The 20,560-nt window shown below is 60.5% G+C and carries 1 pseudogene; it reads left to right on the top strand.

Going from position 1 to position 20,560, the window contains the following annotated elements:
• Positions 1 to 208 precede the first annotated feature (208 nt).
• Positions 209 to 20,442, top strand: a pseudogene (locus PM3016_RS16145) (non-ribosomal peptide synthase/polyketide synthase).
• The last annotated feature ends 118 nt before the right edge of the window (positions 20,443 to 20,560 follow it).

The raw sequence follows: 20,560 nt of genomic DNA on the forward strand, positions 1-20,560 counted from the left end.
CCCGATTCGTCCAGCTGCGGTGTGATGAGCTCGGCATGAGGAGTGCGGGCATCGTCCCGTCTCATGACGGTTTTGACCATCGGATAGAGAGAACCTCCCACTTGATGACCGCTCAAAAAACTCTCTACGGTTACCCATCCTTCCTTGTGACCACAAACGCAATCATGCCTCCGTTAGTGAGTGAACACGCCTAACCTTAATCCTACTCATGCAAGGAGTGACTGTGTTGAATACGTATTCCCGCGAATTATTTCCTCTGACCCAGGCGCAGCAAAGAATCTGGTACACGGAGATGTTATATCCGGGCACCACGGCCTGTCTGCTCTCCGCAACAGTCAACATCGAAGGTCCGTTTCAGCCGGAGATTCTCAAGCAGGCCATTCAATGGGCGATCCGGCACAACGACGCTTTTCGGATCAGAATGACTCAGCAGGATGGCATACCGATGCAGTATGTCGAACCTTATACATATAAAGACATTGAATATGTCGATTTCTCGGATGCGCAGGACGAGCGTCAAGCTCAGCAGTGGCTGTATGAACATAACCGCAAGCCTTTAGTTTTTCTGGAATCAGATTTGTTCCGGTTTGTGATTCTCAAAATAAAAGACGGTTATTATCAATACAACGTCCAGATGCATCATATTGCCGCCGACGGGATCGGCCTCAACCTGGTTATCAACCAAATCTCGGACTATTACGCCGCCATCGTGAATGAAGACCCGGCTGCGGCGGATATCAAAAGAAGCTCTTATATCGATTACATTCCTGCGGATCAGGCTTACGAGAGTTCGGAAAGGTACCGGAAGGATCAAGCGTTCTGGCTCGACAAGTTCAGCACGCTCCCGGATCTGACCGGACTGAAATCGTATGACCCGTTCTTAACGAGTACGGCTGCGGAGCGGAAAACCTTCATCCTTGATCACGAGCTCTTCAAGGACATCAAAGCGTTCGGCCAGCAGCATAACGTAAGTGTGTTTACCATCTTCCTGGCGGCATTGTATATCTACCTGCATAAAGTAACGAACGAGCAGGACGTGGCGGTCGGAACGAACTTTGCCAACCGGACCAGCAAGCAGGAGAAAGACATGGTCGGGATGTTCGTCAGTACGGTGGCGGCCCGGGTCAGCGTGGATCCGGAAGCGGATCTGCTGTCGTTCCTTCAGCAAGTCGCCAAGGAGCAGCAGTCCCTTCTCCGTCACCAGAAATATCCGTATAACCATTTGATACAGAACCTCCGGGAGAAGCACCAGAATCATTCCATTCAACGGCTTTTCGGGATCGTGATGGAATACCAGGTGTTGAGCTTTCCTGAAGTCGACCACCTCAAGCTGCTGACCAAACCTGATTTTTGCGGCCATGAAATGAATGATTTTGTGATTCACATTAAGGAATCGATCAACGAGAACCAGATCGATCTCGATGTGGATTATCGGACTCATGTTTTTCAGGAGAGCGAGATCGAAGGTTTGATTCAGAGGCTTCTTCTTACTGTACAATTTATGCTCCGCAGTCCGCACACCACGATAGCCGAGATTTCGTTGATCAGTGAGGAAGAGCGAAGGCTGATCTTGACCGAATGGGCAGACACGGCGGCTCCGTATCCGAAGGAGAAGACGATTCATCAGCTGTTCGAGGAACAGGCTGCGCGTACTCCGGAGCGGACAGCCGTCACGTTCGGCAGCGAGCGACTGACCTACCGCGAGTTGAACGAGCGTGCGAATCAATTGGCACATACGCTGCGGGCCAAGGGAGTCCAGCCGGACGGGCTCGTTGGTGTCATGGCCGAGCGCTCCCTCGAAATGATCGTGGGTATCTACGGGATTCTGAAAGCCGGTGCCGCCTATGTGCCGATTGATCCTTCCTTTCCTGAAGAGCGCATCCGGTACATTCTGGAGGATTCGGGTGCAGGGCAGCTCCTGCTGAAGAGCCATTTGGGCAGCCGCATCCCCGCGGAATTTGCAGGAGAGCTCGTCGAACTGGATGACGAGTCGGTCTATGCGGAGAACCGTTCGACCCCGCAGGGGACCGCCGGGCCGAACCACTTGGCTTACGTTATTTATACGTCGGGATCTACAGGCAACCCCAAAGGGGTGATGGTCGAGCACCACTCGGTTATCAACCGGCTGCTGTGGATGCAGGAGGCGTATCCCTTGGATTCGTCGGACACCATTATGCAGAAGACGCCGGTGACCTTCGACGTCTCCGTATGGGAGCTGTTCTGGTGGGCACTGGCGGGCGCGAAGGTGCATCTGCTGCCGCCGGGAGGGGAGAAGGACCCGGGCCTCATTCTGCATACGATCGCGGAGCAGCATATCACCACGATGCATTTTGTACCGGCGATGCTGCAGGCGTTTCTCGATCATATCGAGCATCTGCCCGAGCAGGAGCGTGCCGGCAAGCTGGTATCGCTGAAGCAGGTGTTCGCAAGCGGTGAAGCCTTGACGCTGCCCCAGGCGTCCAGGTTCCAGCGCTTTATCGCGCCGGTGCACGGGGCGAAGCTCATCAATCTGTACGGTCCGACGGAAGCTACGGTCGACGTATCGTATTATGAGTGCACGGAGGATCTGTCGGGGCTTGCCTCCGTTCCGATCGGCAAACCGATTTCGAATATTCAATTATACATAACAGGAGCAGGAGCGAAGGAGCTGCAGCCGATCGGTGTGCCCGGAGAGCTGTGCATCGCCGGAGTCGGCGTAGCGCGGGGGTATTTGAACCGGCCCGAGCTCACGGCGGAGAAATTTACGGACAACCCGTTCGTTCCGGGCGGACGGATGTACCGTACCGGGGATTTGGCGCGCTGGCTGCCGGAGGGGCAGATCGAATACCTGGGACGGATCGACCACCAGGTGAAGATCCGCGGATACCGGATCGAGCTTGGCGAAGTCGAAGCCAAAGTATCGAAGATCGAGTCCGTGAGAGAAGCCGTCGTCATGGCGCGGGAGAAGGAGGACGGACAGAAGCATCTTTGCGCATACTTCGTGGCGGACCGGGAGCTGACGGTCGGAGAACTGAGAAAGGCGCTGTCCCTGGAACTGCCGGAGTACATGATCCCGTCGTACTTCATCCAGCTGGCGAAGATGCCGCTGAGCCCTAACGGCAAGATCGACCGCAAAGCGCTGCCGGCTGTCGAAGGGAACGTCCATGCGGACGCGGAATATGCCGCTCCGCGCACGCCGGTGGAGAAGGCGCTGGTCTCGGTTTGGGAATCGGTTCTCGGCATGAAGACGGTCGGCATTCACGACCACTTCTTCGAGCTGGGCGGGAGTTCGATCAAAGCCATGCAGGTTTCTTCCCGGCTGCAGCAGGCAGGATACAAGCTGGACATGAAGCATCTGTTCACCTACCGGACGGTGGCCGAGCTGAGCACGTTTGTTCAGCCGCTTACGCGGACGGCCGATCAAGGGGAGGTCATGGGAGAAACCCTGTTGATCCCTATTCAACACTGGTTTTTTTGAACAGGAGTTTGCGGCTCCGCATCACTTTAATCAGGCATTCCTGCTGTACCGCGAGGAGGGATTTGATGAGGCGGCGCTGCGCTTGACGGTTCAAAAGATCGCCGAGCATCATGACGCCCTGCGGATGGTCATGGTTCTCCGGGAAGACGGCTATAGGGCAAGGATTCGGAGTGTGGACGAAGGGGAGCTTTACAGTCTGGAGACGGTGGATCTGCGGGAGGGGGCTGCGGCCGAGACCTCCGAGCCGTCGCCGATCGCCCAGGCGATTGCAGAGAAGGCGAACGAAATCCAGAGCCGTATGGACCTTGCGAACGGCCCGCTGCTGAAGCTGGGTCTGTTCCGCTGCGCGGATGGCGACCACCTCCTGATCTCCATTCATCATATGGCAGTGGATGGGGTGTCGTGGCGAATCCTGTTCGAGGATCTGGCGGCAGGGTACGAGCAGGCGGTACAGGCACAGCCTATCCGGCTTCCGGCCAAAACCGATTCCTTCCGGCTTTGGTCGGAGAGTCTCGCCGCCTATGCGGACAGTCCGGCCATGGAAGCGCAGCGGGCCTACTGGCAGGGAATCGAGCAGGCGCATACCGAGCGGCTGCCGCTGGATTTCGGCGGACACGGCCTGGAAGCTCCGGAGCGGGATCATGCAGCCGGCGGTAAGCTCCCCGAGCAGGGGAGTGAAACGGGCCGTCCGCATGAGCCTGAGCGTGAGCGTCCACTCCTGCGGGACAGTGATATCGTCACCGTCCGCTGGTCGAAGGAGGACACGGAGCGCTTGCAGAAGCAGGCGCATCGGGCCTACAACACCGACATGAACGACCTGCTGCTTACGGCGCTGGGCCTCGCGATCCACCGCTGGACTGGGCTGGAGCGGGTGCTTGTCAATCTGGAAGGCCATGGCAGGGAACCGGTGGTTCCGGATATGGACGTGACGCGGACGGTCGGCTGGTTCACGAGCCAATTCCCGGTGCTCTTGGAGCTGGACCAAGAGAATACCGATTCGCCGGAAGGTCTGGGCGCCCGTATTAAGCGGGTCAAAGAAAGTCTGCGCGGCATCCCGCATAAGGGGATCGGTTACGGCATTCTTCGTTATCTCTCGGCTCCTGCGGGGACGCCGTCCGCCGTCCGCTTGGGGGTTGAACCCGAGATCAGCTTTAACTACCTGGGTCAATTCGACCAGGATCTGGAGAGCAGCGGGCTGAAGCCGTCGCCTTATTCGGGCGGTGCGGACCGGAGCGAACGGAACGCAAGGCCTTATGTGCTCGATATGAACGGCGCGGTAACCGGCGGGGAGCTGATCATGACGGTCAGCTACAGCACCACTCAATACCGGCGGGAGAGCGTGGAGCGGCTGGGCGAATGCTTCCAGGCCGCTCTGCGGGAGATCATCGCCCACTGCACTGCGCAAGAGAGGGCGGAGCTGACGCCGAGCGATGTCTTGTTCAAGGGGCTCACGGTAGAAGAGCTGGACCGCCTTCAGCAGCAGACGCAGCAGATCGGCGAGATAGAGAATGTCTACGCACTGACGCCGATGCAGAAGGGCATGTGGTTCCACCGCAGGCTGGATGAGGGGTCTCATGCGTACTTCGAGCAGGTCACCTTTACCTTGAACGGCCTATTGGATCCGGACACCTTCCGGCAGAGCCTCGACCATCTGACCCGGCGGCATGATGCTTTGCGGACGAATTTCTACAGCGGCCGGGGCGATCAGCCTCTGCAGGTCGTATACCGGAGCCGGAAGCCCGGTTTTGCCTATGAGGATCTTCGCGGACTGCAGCCGGGGGAACGACAAACACAGGTGGACGCGCGGATCCAAGGCGATAAAGCCAGAGGGTTTGATCTCGAGCAGGATCCGCTCTTCCGGGTAACGATTCTCCGCCTTGCCGATAAGGAATATCAGTTCCTCTGGAGCTTCCATCATATCGTGATGGACGGCTGGTGCCTGCCTTTGATGATTCAGGAAGCGTTCGACGCTTATGCGGCCTTCGGGAATGGGAGCGAACCGGCGCTCGGAACCGCCGGATCGTACGGCCGCTATATCGAGTGGCTGGAGCGGCAGGACGGCGAAGCGGCGTCCGGTTATTGGAAGACGTACCTGGACGGGTATGACAGCCAGACGGATCTTCTGCCGGCAAAGTCTCAACAGGGACAGGGGAGCGCGGACGGATATACGCCGGAGAAGCTGGTCAGCAGCCTTGGGAAGCCTCTGACCGAGGGACTGCAGCGCACCGCGAACCGGCTTCAGGTGACGATGAATACGATGATTCAGACGGCCTGGGGAGTGCTGCTGCAGCGGTATAACCGCACGGACGACGTCGTATTCGGCAGCGTCGTGTCGGGCCGGTCGGCGAACATCCCGGGCATCGAAACGATGATCGGACTGTTCATCAATACGATCCCGGTGCGCGTCCGCAGCGGGGCGGAGGAGACGGTGGCCGGACTGCTGAGAAGCGTTCAGGAGCAGTCGCTTCTCTCAGCGGCGTACGATACGTATCCGCTCTATGAAATTCAAGCGTTAAGCGGGCAAAAGCAGGACCTGATCCGCCACCTTGTCGTGTTCGAGAACTACCCGATGGATCAGCGTCTGGGACAGTTCCAAGAAGAGAAGGGAATCGTGCTCAGCGGATTCCAAGCCGAGGAACAGACCAATTATGACTTTAATGTCATTGTTCTGCCCGGAGAGGAACTCACGCTGCGGCTCGAATTCAACGGCGGAGTGTATGACCGTGAAGGCGTGGAACGGGTCCGTGGGCACCTGGTTCGCCTGCTGGAGCAGTTCGCGGGCCGGCCGGAAGCCCGGATCGGCGAGCTGGAGCTGCTGACCTCGGCGGAGCAGACGGATCTGCTGGAGATGTTGGATGCCGCTGCAGCCGAGTATCCGCGCGGGAAGACGATCCATGAGCTGTTCGCGGAGCAGGCGCAGCGTACGCCGGACCGTACTGCGGTCGTGTATGAAGACCGTCAGCTCACCTATCGTCAGCTGGACGAGCAGTCCAGCCGGCTTGCCGTCTGGCTCCGTGAACAGGGGGTCGGTGCGGAGACGCTCGTCGGGGTGATGTTGGAGCGTTCGGTTGACATGATCGTGGCGATGCTCGGAACGCTCAAAGCCGGCGGCGCTTATGTGCCGATCGATATCAAGCTGCCGCAGGAGAGAATCGACTATATCATCGAGGATTCCGGGATCGGCTACTTGATCACTGCGGATGCGCTCGATCAAGCGGCCGGGTTCGCCGGAACCCGCATCGATATCAAGCATGAACGGGTCAGCACCGGACCTGCCGATGCGCCGGAGGCGGTCAGCACCAGCCGGAATCTCGCTTATATCATCTACACGTCAGGCACGACAGGCCGGCCCAAGGGTGTGATGGTCGAGCATAACCAGGTCGTGCGGCTTATGGTGAACGACAGAATGCCGTTTGATTTTACGGAGAACGATGTGTGGACGATGTTCCATTCGAACTGCTTCGACTTCTCCGTCTGGGAAATGTACGGTGCCCTGCTGTACGGAGGCAAGCTGGTCATTGTACCGGAGGAAACGACGAAGGACTTCGAAAGCTATCTGGCCCTCCTGAAGAAGGAACACGTTACGGTGCTGAATCAAACGCCGGGCGCCTTCTACCTGCTCATGAATCTGGCCGTACAAGACGCCCGCCGGGATGCCGGGCATGGTCAGCCGCTCAGCCTGCGGTATGTGATCTTTGGCGGGGAGGCGCTCAAGCCGGCCCTGCTGCAGGACTGGAAACGGACTTACCCGGACACCCGGCTCATCAATATGTACGGGATTACCGAAACGACCGTACACGTTACGTTCAAGGAGATCGGGCTGCAGGAGATCGCCAGCGGAATCAGCAATATCGGCCGGGCGATTCCGACGTTAACCACGTACGTCATGGATGAGCATCTCAACCTGCTTCCGTTCGGGGTGGCAGGCGAGCTGTGCGTCGGCGGTGACGGAGTGGCGCGGGGGTACTTGAACCGCGCGGAGCTGACGCAGGAGCGCTTCCTGCCGAATCCGCATCGGGAAGGCGAGCGGATCTACCGGTCGGGCGATTTGGTGCGGCTTTTGCCAAACGGCGAGCTGGAGTATTTGGGACGGATTGATCATCAGGTCAAGATCAGAGGCTACCGGATCGAGCTCGGCGAGATCGAGAACCGTCTGCTTGGCCATGAGGAGATCGAAGATGCGGTCGTTCTGGCCAAGGAAGACAAGCAGAGCTTAATGTACCTGTGCGCTTATTTCGTAAGCCGCCGGGAGCTGACGCAGGCCGACCTGAAAGCCTATCTCAAGCTGAGCCTGCCCGAATATATGGTTCCGGCGTTCTTCGTCAGGCTGGAGGAGTTCCCGCTGACCGGCAACGGCAAAGTGAACCGCAAAGCGCTGCCGGAACCGGCGATCAGCAGCTTGGCGGCCGCGTCCTATGAAGCACCACGGACCGAAGCGGAGCGGAAGCTGGCGGCCATCTGGCAGGCGGTGCTGGACGTGGAGCGGGTAGGCGTGGACGATAACTTCTTTGAGCTCGGCGGGCATTCCCTCAAGGCGACGGCCGTAGTCAGCGAGATCGGACGTGAGTTCCACATCCGGCTTCCGCTGAAGGAACTGCTTCTGCATCCGACGGTGCGGGAAATCGGCGCCTATCTCGAACGGAGCGGGGCGGGGGATGCCAAGCCAAGCCTCGAACGGATCGAGCCTTGCGTGATCAGCGAGACCTACGAGACGTCTTCGGCACAGAAACGGCTGTATGCGGTACAGCAGAGAGAGCCGGACAGCACGGCTTACAATATGCCCGGCTGCTTCGAGCTTGGGCCGGACGTGCAGGAGGATCGCCTGGAGGCGGCACTGCAAGCGTTGATCCGGCGGCATGAGGCTCTGCGGACTTCGTTTGAGACGGCGGATGGGGAGATTGTGCAGCGGATCGCGGACGACATCCGGTTCCAGCTGGAAGTCCGGCAGGAAAGCGAATCCGATCCGGCTCTGGTCGCAAGCCGGTTTGTGCGTCCGTTCTCCCTGGACCAAGCTCCCCTGTTCCGGGCTGAGCTTGTTCGAAGCGGAGACAAGCGGTACCTTCTGCTCGACATGCATCATATCGTGACGGACGGGTTATCCCTGCGGCTGTTCCTGGACGAGCTGCTCGCGCTGTATGAGGGCGCCGTACTGGAGCCGCTGCCCATTCAGTACAAGGATTATGCCGTGTGGCATAACCGGTTCCTGCAGTCGGACGAGCTGAAGAAGCAGGAGCAGTACTGGGTGAGCCAATACCAGGATGAGGTGCCGCAGCTCCGTCTCCCTTATGATTTGGAGCGGCCGGCGGTCCAAAGCTTCGAGGGCGGTACCGTCATCCTCTCGGTTGCTCAGGGGACAACCGAGCGGCTTCGCAGGTTGGCGAAGGAGCGGGGATGCACCCTGCACATGGTCCTGCTGTCCGCCTTCCAGCTCCTGTTATCCAGGTACAGCGGTCAGGACGATCTTGTCGTGGGCGTGCCGGTCGCAGGACGTTCCCGGGCGGAGCTCCAGACCATGATGGGGATGTTCGTCAATACCCTTGCACTCCGCAGCAGGCCCAGCGGAGACAAGACGTACCTCGACTATTTGAACGAAGTACGGGAGTACACCCTGGAGGCTTACGAGAACGACAGCTATCCGTTCGACCGCCTTGTGGAGCGGTTGGCATTAACGAGAGATTCCAGCCGAAATCCGCTGTTCGACGTGATGTTCGATACGTATACGGTCGAGGCTCCGGGAAGAAGGAGTCCGGGCGCGGGGGCAGGCGGGCTGACTCTCGAACCGCGGAGCTTAGACCGGGGCATGGCCAAATTCGATATCGAATTCAACGTGCTGGAACAAGGCGGCGCCCTGGAGCTCAGCGTCGACTATGCCGCCAGGCTGTTCCACCGGGAAACCATCGAAAGAATGGCATCGCATTATACCCGGATTCTGGAGGATATCGCCCTGAACGGCGGCAGTGACAAAAAGCTTTCGGACATCGAAATGCTTCTCCCGGAAGAGAGAGAAGTGCTGATACACCGCTTTAATGAAGTGGCGGCGGATGAGCCGGCCGAGCGGCTGTTCCACGAATGGTTCGAGGAGCAGGCGGACCTGACGCCGGATCAGACGGCCGTGGTCTACGAGGAACAGCGGCTCACCTACGGGGAGCTGAACGCAAGGTCGAATCGCCTTGCCCGCACCTTGAGGCAGGCGGGCGTGCAGCCGAACCAGCTGGTGGGCATCCTGGCGGACCGTTCGGTGGACCTGCTGGTCGGCGTGATGGGCGTGTGGAAAGCCGGAGCCGCCTATGTGCCGCTTGATCCGGATTACCCGTCCGAACGCATTGACTTTATGCTCGAGGACAGTGGCGCCAAGGTGCTGCTGACCCAGACGGGACTCCGAGAGCGCGCCGAAGGCTGGCTCAGCGGGAACGGTCATCTGCAGGCGGTGCTTTGCCTGGACGACGAAGCCTCTTATGACGAAGCTTCTTATGACGAAGCCTCTTTTGCCGAGGAATCGGCGAACCTCTCTCCTGCGTGCAGGCCGCAGGACCTGGCGTATGTCATCTATACGTCCGGCACAACCGGACGGCCGAAGGGCGTAATGATCGAACACCGCAGCTTGATGAATACGGCGTCAGCCTACCGCCGGGAGTACCGGCTGGGCGAGTTCCCTGTACGGCTGCTGCAGCTGGCCAGCTTCTCCTTCGACGTATTCGTCGGCGACATCGCCCGGACGCTGTATAACGGCGGCACGATGTTCATCTGCCCGAAGGACGACCGCATTGATCCGGTCCGTCTGTACGAGCGAATTCGTCAGGACGGGATCACCATCTTCGAATCGACGCCTGCCCTGATCGTGCCGTTCATGGAATATGTGGCGGAGCAGGCACTTGACATGAGCGCAATGGAGCTGTTGATTACAAGCTCGGACAGCTGCAGCGTGAAGGATTACCGGCTGCTGCAGGAGCGCTTCGGCTCCGGGTTCCGCATCATTAACGCTTATGGCGTGACGGAAGCGACGATTGATTCGAGCTTCTACGACGAGCCGTTGGACAAGCTGCCGGCAGGAGGCAGTGTGCCGATCGGCCGGGCGTACCTGAACGCGAAGTTCTACATCGTGGACGCCTTCCTGAACCCCGTGCCGGTAGGGGTGCTGGGCGAGCTCTGCATCGGGGGTCCCGGTGTGGCGCGCGGGTACTGGAACCGGCCGGAGCTTACGGCGGAGAAGTTCGTGGACAGTCCGTTTGCCGCCGGCGAACGGCTGTATCGAACGGGCGACCTGGCCCGCTGGATGCCGGACGGCAACGTTGATTTTATCGGGCGGATCGATCATCAGGCCAAAATCCGCGGATACCGCGTCGAAACCGGAGAAATCGAGACGGTGCTGCTCAAGGCGGAAGAGGTGCGGGCAGCGGTGGTCGTCGTACGTGACGATGCGGCCCGGCAAAAGGTGCTGTGCGCTTACGTCACGAGCGACCGGGAGCTTGATCCGGATCTGCTGCGCAGCCGGCTTGCCCAGGAGCTGCCAAGCTACATGGTGCCGTCGTATTTCATCCAGCTGGCTCATCTGCCGCTGACGGCCAATGGCAAGGTCGACCGGAAAGCACTGCCTGAACCGGATTTTGGTGCCATGAAGGCCGCTGACTATGAAGCTCCCCGCAGTGATGCGGAAGCGAAGCTTGTGGAAGTGTGCAGTGAGGTGTTGGGCGGGGAACCGGTTGGGATCCAGGCCAATTTCTTCGATCTCGGCGGGGATTCGATCAAGGCGATCCGTATCATCTCCAAGCTGCAAAAGTATGGTTACAGCCTGGAAGTGAAGCATATTTTCGGTGACGGAGCGCTGAAATCGATAGCCGGCCACTTGAAGCGGCAGGAATCGGCCGTCCGTCAGGAGACGGTGACCGGGGAAGCGGCGCTGACTCCGGTTCAGAGATCCTTCTTCGAGCAGGAGCTGACCGATCCGCACCATTACAATCAATCGGCGATGCTGTTCCGCTCCGAACGGTTCGATGGGGAGCTCGTCCGCCAAGTGTTCGAGGAGATCGTATCGCACCACGACGCCCTGCGGATGGTATACCGCGAGGAAGGCGGCCGCATCGTCCAGTATAACCGGGGAGTCGAAGCTTTCCACGAGCTGTTTGCCCTGACTGTGTTCGATTACACCGGACGGGGCGACTGCGCGGAGGAAGTCGGAGCCCGCAGCAGCGAGCTGCAGAGCAGCATGGATCTGGAGCATGGGCCGCTGGTCCAACTCGGATTGTTCCGCTTAGACGAAGGCGATCACCTGCTGATTGCGGTTCACCATCTGGTCATCGACGGCGTGTCGTGGAGAATTCTGCTCGAAGATTTCACGGAGGGGTACCGTCAGGCGCAGGAGGGGCCAGCCATCCGGTTCCCGGCGAAGACCAACTCCTTCCGGGACTGGGGCGCCTACTTGCAAAAGCAGGTGGAGAGCGGGGCGCTGGAGGAAGAATTTGGCTACTGGGACCGGATCCAGCAGGCGGCGATCGAGCCTCTGCCTGTCGATGGGAACAGCGGCGGGAAAGACAGCAGGCTCAGAGATGCGGGAGAGCTCCGCGTGGAGTTCAGCCTCGATGAGACGGATCGGCTGCTTAAGCAGATCCACCGGGCTTACCGTACGGATGTGCAGGATATTTTGCTAACGGCGCTGGGCTTATCCGTAAGGGAGTGGACCGGGCAAGACCAGGTTCTTATCCAGCTGGAAGGCCACGGCCGACAGCTCCTGGAAGGCGGCATCGAGATCGGCAGGACGGTAGGCTGGTTCACGGCGGAGTATCCTGTGCTGCTTGAGATGGGCGCCTCTGCGCTGCCTCAAGCGGTTAAGCGGGTCAAAGAAACGCTGCGCCATGTACCGAATAAGGGAATCGGGTACGGCATGCTGAAATATCTGGGCGGCGGTAGGACGGAGTGGAACCGGAATACGCCGGAGATTAGCTTCAACTACTTGGGGCAATTCGACGGGGAGCTGCAAGGCGACCTGTTCGAGGTGTCACGCTTATCTGCGGGAGATAACCTCGGTCCGGAGAACAAGATGAGCTTCGCGCTGGATATCAACGGAATGGTCGTGGACCGGAAGCTGAGCTTTACCTTCGCCTACAATACGAAGCGGCACCGGGAAGCAACGATCCGGGAGGTGGCGGACGGCTTCAAGCGTCATGTTCAGGCCATCATGGAGCACTGCCTGGCGCTGGAGGCTCCGGAGTCGACGCCTTCCGATTTCTCCGACCCTGGCTTGACGCTGGAGGAGCTGGACCGCTTAAAGGAGCAGTACGAAGCCGGCGGACGTTACAAGATCGCCGATGTTTATCCGCTCTCCCCGATGCAGGAAGGAATGCTGTTCCACGCGCTGCTGGATCCCGAGTCCGCCGCTTATTTTGAGCAGACGACTTATACGTCACACGGGCCTCTGGATATGGAGCTCGTCAACGAGAGCTTCAACAAGCTGCTGGAGCGCTATGAGATTCTGAGATCGGTGATCGCCCACAAATATGTGGAGCGTCCCCGGCAGATTGTGCTGGCGGGGCGCAGAGCGGACGTGATCTATGAAGATCTGACCCACCTGGATGAGCAGCAGCAGAAGGCTTACTTGGAGCAGTTCGAGCGGACGGACCGTGCGAAGCGGTTTGATCTGAGCCGGGACCTGTTGATCAGGCTGTCCGTCTTGAAGCTTGGAGACCGGGAGTACCGGGTGATCTGGAGCTCGCACCATATTCTGACCGACGCCTGGAGCACAGGCATCCTGATGAAGGAATTCTTCGACCTGTACGCCAAGCTTCGAAACCATGAGGCAACGGATGCTCCCAAGCCCGTTCCTTATTCCCGCTACATCCAGTGGCTGGAGAAGCAGAATAAAGCCAAAGCCCGGTCGTATTGGGCGAGCTGCCTGGAAGGGTACGAATCCGCTGCGGAGCTGCCGGACCTCAGCTCGACCGGAGCGGCCGCTGCCGGTGCATACGTCCTGGCGCGTCACGATTTCCGCATGGACCGGACGCGCAGCGAACGGCTGAGGAAGCTGGCCCAGCGCACCCAAACGACGATGAATACCGTGATTCAAGCCGCATGGGGAATTTTGCTGCAGAAGGTGAATCATACCCCGGACGTCGTCTTCGGCTCCGTCGTATCCGGACGGAATGCGGAAGTGGATGGAATTGACGAGATGGCAGGGCTGATGATCAATACCATTCCGGTGCGCGTGCGGGGGGCGGCGGACAGCCGGTTTGTCGACCTGCTGAGACAGACGCAGCGGCAGTCGCTGGATTCCGCGTCGTACGATTATTATCCGCTGGCTGATATTCAGGCCTTGTCGGAGCTCAAGGAGAAGCTGATCCATAATAAGATCACCTTCCAAAACCATTACGTTGACGAAAGCTTTGGAACCGGGGATTTCCTGAAAAGGCTTGGCTTCCGCGTGTCGGATATCGGCGGGTTCGAGCAAACCAGCTTTGATTTCAATATGAAGGTCGTGCCGGGTGACGAACTCGAGTTCACCTTTGCTTACAATGCCGCTGTGTATGACCAAGCGAGCGTCGTCCGGTACCAGCGCTATTTTGAACAGATTCTGGAAGCCGTGGCGCTGAATGAGGAGATGCCGCTCTCGCACATCGGGATGCTTCCCCAGGAAGAGAAGCAGCAGATCTTAACGGAATTCGGCGCCGATGCGGATGTGACCGCAGAGCCTCAGGAGGCCGGCACTGTCGTGGAGCTGTTCGAGGCTCAGGCGCGCAGGAGACCGGATCACCCGGCCGTGGTGTTCCAGCAGCGCCGGCTTACGTACCGTGAGCTGAGCGAAAGGTCGAGCCGACTCGCCCGAGTGCTGCGCAGCTGCGGGGTTCAGGCGGATACGATCGTCGGACTGCTGGCGGAGCCTTCGCCGGAGCTGGTCGTCGGCATCCTCGGCATCATGAAATCCGGCGGGGCTTATCTGCCAATCGACCCGGGGCAGCCGCAGGACCGGATCGGATTCATGGTGGGCGATGCGGCCGCCAAGATCGTGATCACGGCCGGGGACAGCGAAGATGGCCTCAAGGAGCGGCTTGCCGGTTATGACGGCACCGTCCTCGCACTCGCGGAGGGCGGGTTGTCCGTGAGCGTAGACGGCAGTGAGGTTATGGGTCATGACGGAGACAGCGAACAGCTCGACTCGCTGCCTGCCCGTGACAGCCTGGCTTACGTGATCTATACGTCAGGCACGACAGGCAGGTCCAAGGGGGTCATGATTGCACACTCCAGCCTGGCGAATTACGTCCAGGCGATGGCGGCGAAAGCTTCGATCACGGATGATGACGCTGCGGCACTGACCTCTTCCTATGCTTTTGACCTGGGCTACACTTCGCTCTATACCGCCTTGGCGAGCGGGGTTACGCTGCACCTGCTGTCCGAGGACATGTACAAGGACCCGGATGTATTGGTCCGCTATGTAAGGGAGCACTGCACTTATCTGAAAATGACGCCTTCCTTGTTCCAGCTTCTGCTGCAGGGAGCAGGCGTGGAGCAGATGGTGGAAGCCGGCCGTCTGAGGCTGATCCTTCTCGGAGGCGAACCGTTCAACGCCGGCCACCTGGAGCAGTTTTACCGGATGGACCCGGGCGGACGGGTCCGCTTCATGAACCATTACGGACCGACCGAAAGCACGATCGGCTGCGCGGCCGCTCCGCTTCCGCGGGAAGGCATCTCTTCGCTCGCCGGTGTGATCGGCCGGCCGCTTCCGGGCAGCCGGATCTACATTGTGGATCACCTGGGCGATCTGTGTCCGATCGGCGTGCCGGGGGAACTGTGGGTCGCCGGCGCCGGGGTGGCGCGGGGCTACTTGAACCGTCCGGACTTGACCTCCGAGAAGTTTATGGAGAATCCTTTTGTCCCCGGCGAGCGGTTGTACCGGACCGGAGATCTCGCCAAGTGGCGGGCGGACGGACGGATCGAGCTGATCGGCCGGATGGACAGCCAGGTGAAGGTGCGCGGCTTCCGGATCGAGCTCGGCGACGTTGAAGCGAAGCTGCTGAGCCATCCTGCCGTCAAGGAAGCGGCGGTCGTTGCCCGGGTGAACGAGGAGAAGGAAACCTTCCTCACGGCCTACTATGTTGGCAGCGGAGGGATGGACGCAGCGGAGGTCCGCGGCTACTTGAAGGAAAGCCTGCCGCCGTACATGGTGCCGGCGTACTTGGTTCCTCTGGATGTCATGCCGCTGACGAGCAACGGCAAAATCGACCGCAGAGCGCTGCCGGAACCGGAATTCGGCGCAGCGGCCGACGGGGACTATGCCGCGCCGAGAACCGACATGGAAGCGAGGCTGGCCGAGGTGTGGAGCGAGGTGCTGGGCACCGGGCGCGTGGGCATCCGCGATAACTTCTTTGATCTTGGCGGGCACTCGCTGAAAGCGACGGTCCTGATCAGCAGGATTCATCAACGGCTGAATATGGAAGTGCCGCTCAAAGAAGTGTTCCGAAGCCCGACGGTCGAGGCGATGGCGAGGTACGCGGAAGGCAGCGGACAAACCCGCTTTGCCGCGATCGAGCCCTGCGCACCGCAGGAGAGGTACGAAACATCCTCCGCCCAAAGGCGCATGTACCTGGTTCAAGCCTTGGAGCAAGGCGTCGCGTACAACGTGCCGGTGATCTGCGAGGTCGGGTCGGTCGAGCCGGACCGGATCGAATCCATTTTCCAACGGCTGGTGGACCGTCACGAGGCCTTAAGAACGTCTTTCGTCTCCATGGACGGCCGCATCCTGCAAAAAATCGAGCCTCAGCTTACGTTCAAACTGGACTACCGGACGGTGGCTCCTTCGGAGCTCGAAGCGGAATTCCAAGCCTTCATCCGTCCGTTTGACCTGGGCCAAGCTCCGCTGCTGCGGGCCGCGCTTGTCCGGACGGACGGCAGGACGTATCTGTGGGTCGACAGGCACCATATCATCAGCGACGGGGTCTCATCCCAGCTGTTGACCCGGGAGATCACCGATCTGTATCAAGGCAGGCCGCTGGAGCCGCTCCGCATTCAATACAAGGATTATGCCGCTTGGCAGAACAAGTGGATGGAATCCGGCGGGATGAAGGAGCAGGAGGCTTACTGGACGGGACGGTTCCAAGGGGAGATTCCGATACTGACGCTCCCTTACGATTATGAACGGCCGGCGGTGCAGAGCTTTGAAGGAAGCGTTCAGACCTTCGAGCTGGACAAGCCGGCGGTGGAAGGGCTGCGCAAGCTGGCCCGCGAAACCGGAAGCACCCTGCACATGGTCCTGCTGTCGGCCTTCCATATTCTGCTGTCGAAGTACAGCGGGCAGCACGATATCGTGATCGGCAGCCCGGTTGCCGGAAGACCGCATGCCGATTTGCAGAACATCATGGGGATGTTCGTCAACACGCTGGCCCTGCGGAACCAGAGTGAGCCGGACCAGCCTTACCGCGAGTTCCTGCAGACCGTGAAGGAACACGCGCTGGAAGCTTACGAGCACCAGAGCTACCCCTTCGAAGAACTGCTGGACAAGGTACAGGTGAAGCGGGATACGGGCCGCAATCCTTTGTTTGACGTGATGTTCATCATGAGCTATGCGAATGCCGTGCCGAAGGATGGGCCGGCTCTGCAGGTCGTGCCTGCGGACAGCGGCATATCCAAATTCGATCTGACGCTGGAGGCTTTGGAGAGCGGGGAAACGATCCGTTATACGCTGGAGTACGCATCGAAGCTGTTCCATCCCGATACAATCGCCCGCCTTGGCCGTAATTTTGCGGTGCTTCTGAACCGTTTGTGCGCGAATCCTGCGGAGAGCATCTCGGCACTCGGCGTGCTGGACGAAGCGGAACAGCGCCAGCTGACCGAGGAGTTCAACGCTACGGCTCTGGAGTTCGCACGGGAGCAAACGGTGCACGGACTGATCGAGGAGCAGGCCGGGCGGACGCCGGAGAGGACCGCGGTGCACTTCGGCTGGCAGTCGCTCACGTACCGCGAGCTGAACGCGAAGGCGAATCAGCTGGCCCGCGTCCTGCGGAGGGAAGGAGTCGGCCCGGATACGGTCGTGGGACCTCATGGTCCCCAGGTCGCTGGAGATGCTCGTCGGCATCCTCGGCATCCTGAAGGCCGGCGGGGCATACCTGCCGCTGGACCCGAGCCATCCGAAGGACCGGATCGGCTATATGCTCGAGGATGCGCAGGTCCGCCTCCTGCTGACCTCCGGCGGGCTGGAAGGGCTGGCCGGGGAGCTGCGCTTCGGCGGAGCGCTGCTGGATGTCATGTCGGAGGAGCTCTACCAGGGCGACGACACCAGCCTGGAGTCCGTGAACTCAAGCCGCGACCTGGCGTACGTGCTGTACACGTCCGGTTCAACGGGCAACCCGAAAGGCGTCATGGTCGAGCACCGGCAGGTGAGCAATTTCATCACGGCGATCGTGGAGGCCACGGAGCTGACGCGCAGCGACTCGATCCTGTGCCTGACGACGATCTCCTTCGATATCTTCGGCCTGGAGACGCTTGTGCCACTGGCACACGGGATGCAGGTGATTGTCGGCAGCGAGGAGGAAGGCAGCGACGGCACGAAGCTGGCGGCCCTGATCCGGCGCTTCGGCATCGAAGCGATGCAGAGCACGCCGTCGCGCCTGAAGCTGCTGCTGGAGCATGCGGCGTTCCGGGAGGCGCTGGGCGGCATGCAGCGCATCCTGATCGGGGGCGAAGAGCTGCCCGCCGCCCTGTGGGAGCGGCTGCAGGCGTATGACCGCCTGGCGGTCTACAACGTGTACGGGCCGACGGAGACGACGATCTGGTCGACCGTGAAGCGGATGGAGACAGGGGCGGCGCGCCTGACCATCGGCAAGCCGATCGGCAATACGCAGATCTATATGGTCGATGCCCAGGATCAGCTCACGCCGGTCGGCGTGCCGGGCCACATGTGCATCGCGGGCGACGGGGTCACCCGCGGGTACTTGGGCCGTCCGGAGCTCACGGCGGAGAAGTTCGTGGACAATCCGTTCGTACCGGGCACCCGGATGTACAAGACCGGGGACCTCGCCCGCTGGCTGCCTAGCGGGGAGATTGAATTCCTCGGGCGGATGGACAACCAGGTGAAGATCCGCGGGTACCGGATCGAGCTCGGTGAGATCGAGCACCGGCTCGCGGGCCATGCCGCGGTGAAGGAAGCGGTGGTGACGGCACGGACGGACGAGAGCGGACAGCCGTACCTGTGCGCGTACTTTGTCGGCCGGAGCGGGCCGGTGGAGAAGGGCGAACTGAAGGGGCACCTGAAGGCCGGCCTGCCCGAGTACATGATACCGGCGTACTTCGTGCAGCTCGAGGAGATCCCGCTGACGAGCAACGGGAAGGTGAACCGCAAGGCGCTGCCGGCGCCGGACGAGAGCGCGCTGGTGACCGGCGGCTACGAAGCGCCGCAGACCGCGGTCGAAGAGACGCTGGCGGCGATCTGGAGCCGGGTGCTGGGCGTAGCGCAGGTCGGCATTCACGACAGCTTCTTCGACCTGGGCGGGCACTCGCTGAAGGCGACACTGCTGATGAGCGGAATCCACCAGAAGCTTCAGGTGGAAGTGCCGCTGCAGGAGCTGTTCCGGCGGCCGACGATCCGCGAGCTGGCGGGGTATATCGAGACGGCCGGCGCCCGGGCATACGAGGCGATCGAGCCGGTGGCGGAGCAGGCGTGGTACGAAGCGTCGTCCGCGCAGAAGCGGATGTACGCGCTGCAGCAGCTGGATCCGCAGAGCACGGCCTACCATATGCCGGGCGTGTATGAGCTGGAAGGCCGGGTGGACGCAGGCCGGCTGGAGCGGGCACTGAAGGGTCTGGTGCAGCGGCATGAAGCGCTGAGAACGTCGTTCGCCGCGGAAGACGGCGAGATTGTGCAGCGCATCGAGCGGGAAGCGTCCTTCGGGGTGCCGGCGCGCACCTACGGGGAGAAGCCGATCGAGGCGATCGCCGCGGACTTTGTGAAGCCGTTCGAGCTGGAGCGGGCGCCGCTGTTCCGGGCGGAGCTGGCGGAAGCCGGAGGCCGGACGTACCTGCTGCTGGACATGCACCATATCATCTCGGACGGGGTGTCGATGGGGATTCTGGTGAAGGACTTCGTCCGGCTGTACAACGGGGAAGAGCTGGAGCCGCTGCGGATCCAGTACAAGGATTATGCGGCGTGGCATAACCGGCGGCTGAAAGAAGGCGAGCTGGCGAAGCAGGAAGCGTACTGGACGGCGCAGTTCGAGGACGGCGTGCCGGTGCTGAGGCTGCCGTACGATTACGAACGCCCTGCGCTGCAAAGCTTCGAGGGCGAGCGTCTGCACTTCACGCTGGGCGGGGAGGCGACGCAGGGTCTCAGGGTGCTGGCGAAGGAGCAGGAAGCGACGATGCCGATGGTGCTGATGTCGGTGTTCACCATCCTGCTGTCGAAGTACAGCGGACAGGAGGACATCGTGGTGGGCACACCGGTGGCGGGAAGACCGCACGCGGACCTGCAGGAGATGGTCGGGATGTTCGTCAACACGCTGGCGCTGCGAAGCCGTCCGGCGGGCGGGAAGACGTACCGGGCGTATCTGCAGGAGGTCAAGATGAGCTCGCTGCAGGCGTACGACCATCAGAGCTACCCGCTGGAGCAGCTGGCCGAGAAGCTGGGCACCCGCCGCGATCTGAGCCGCAACCCGCTGTTCGACGTGATGCTCGATATGTCCGGTCTGGAAGAAACGGACGGGATTGCGCTTGATGATACTGCACTTCATCCGTACCGTGTGGAGAATCCCGTCTCCAAGTTCGATTTGACGCTGAAGGCCTATGAAACGGAGTCCGCCATCGAACTGACCTTCGAGTATGCCACCGCCTTGTTCAAGAAGGAAACGATGGAACGTACCGCCGGGCATCTGCTTCGGCTGATCGATGAAATCCTGGGCAATCCGGACGTTGAGCTGAAGCATCTCACGGTCCTGAGCGAAGCGGAGGAGGCGAAGCTGTCGGATCTGGAGGAGGAACTGAACCGGTTGAAAACCACCGCATTCAGCTTCTGATCCGGGGGTCCGGGAACTGGAATCAACTGAAAGAATCCATAGCATACCCGCTTTACATGCCTGAGCTTGACCGCTGTACCGGACGGTTCTGCGATAAGCCGCGATGACCGTCCGGCAC

This window comes from Paenibacillus mucilaginosus 3016 (genome assembly GCF_000250655.1).
Lineage (GTDB): Bacteria > Bacillota > Bacilli > Paenibacillales > NBRC-103111 > Paenibacillus_G > Paenibacillus_G mucilaginosus.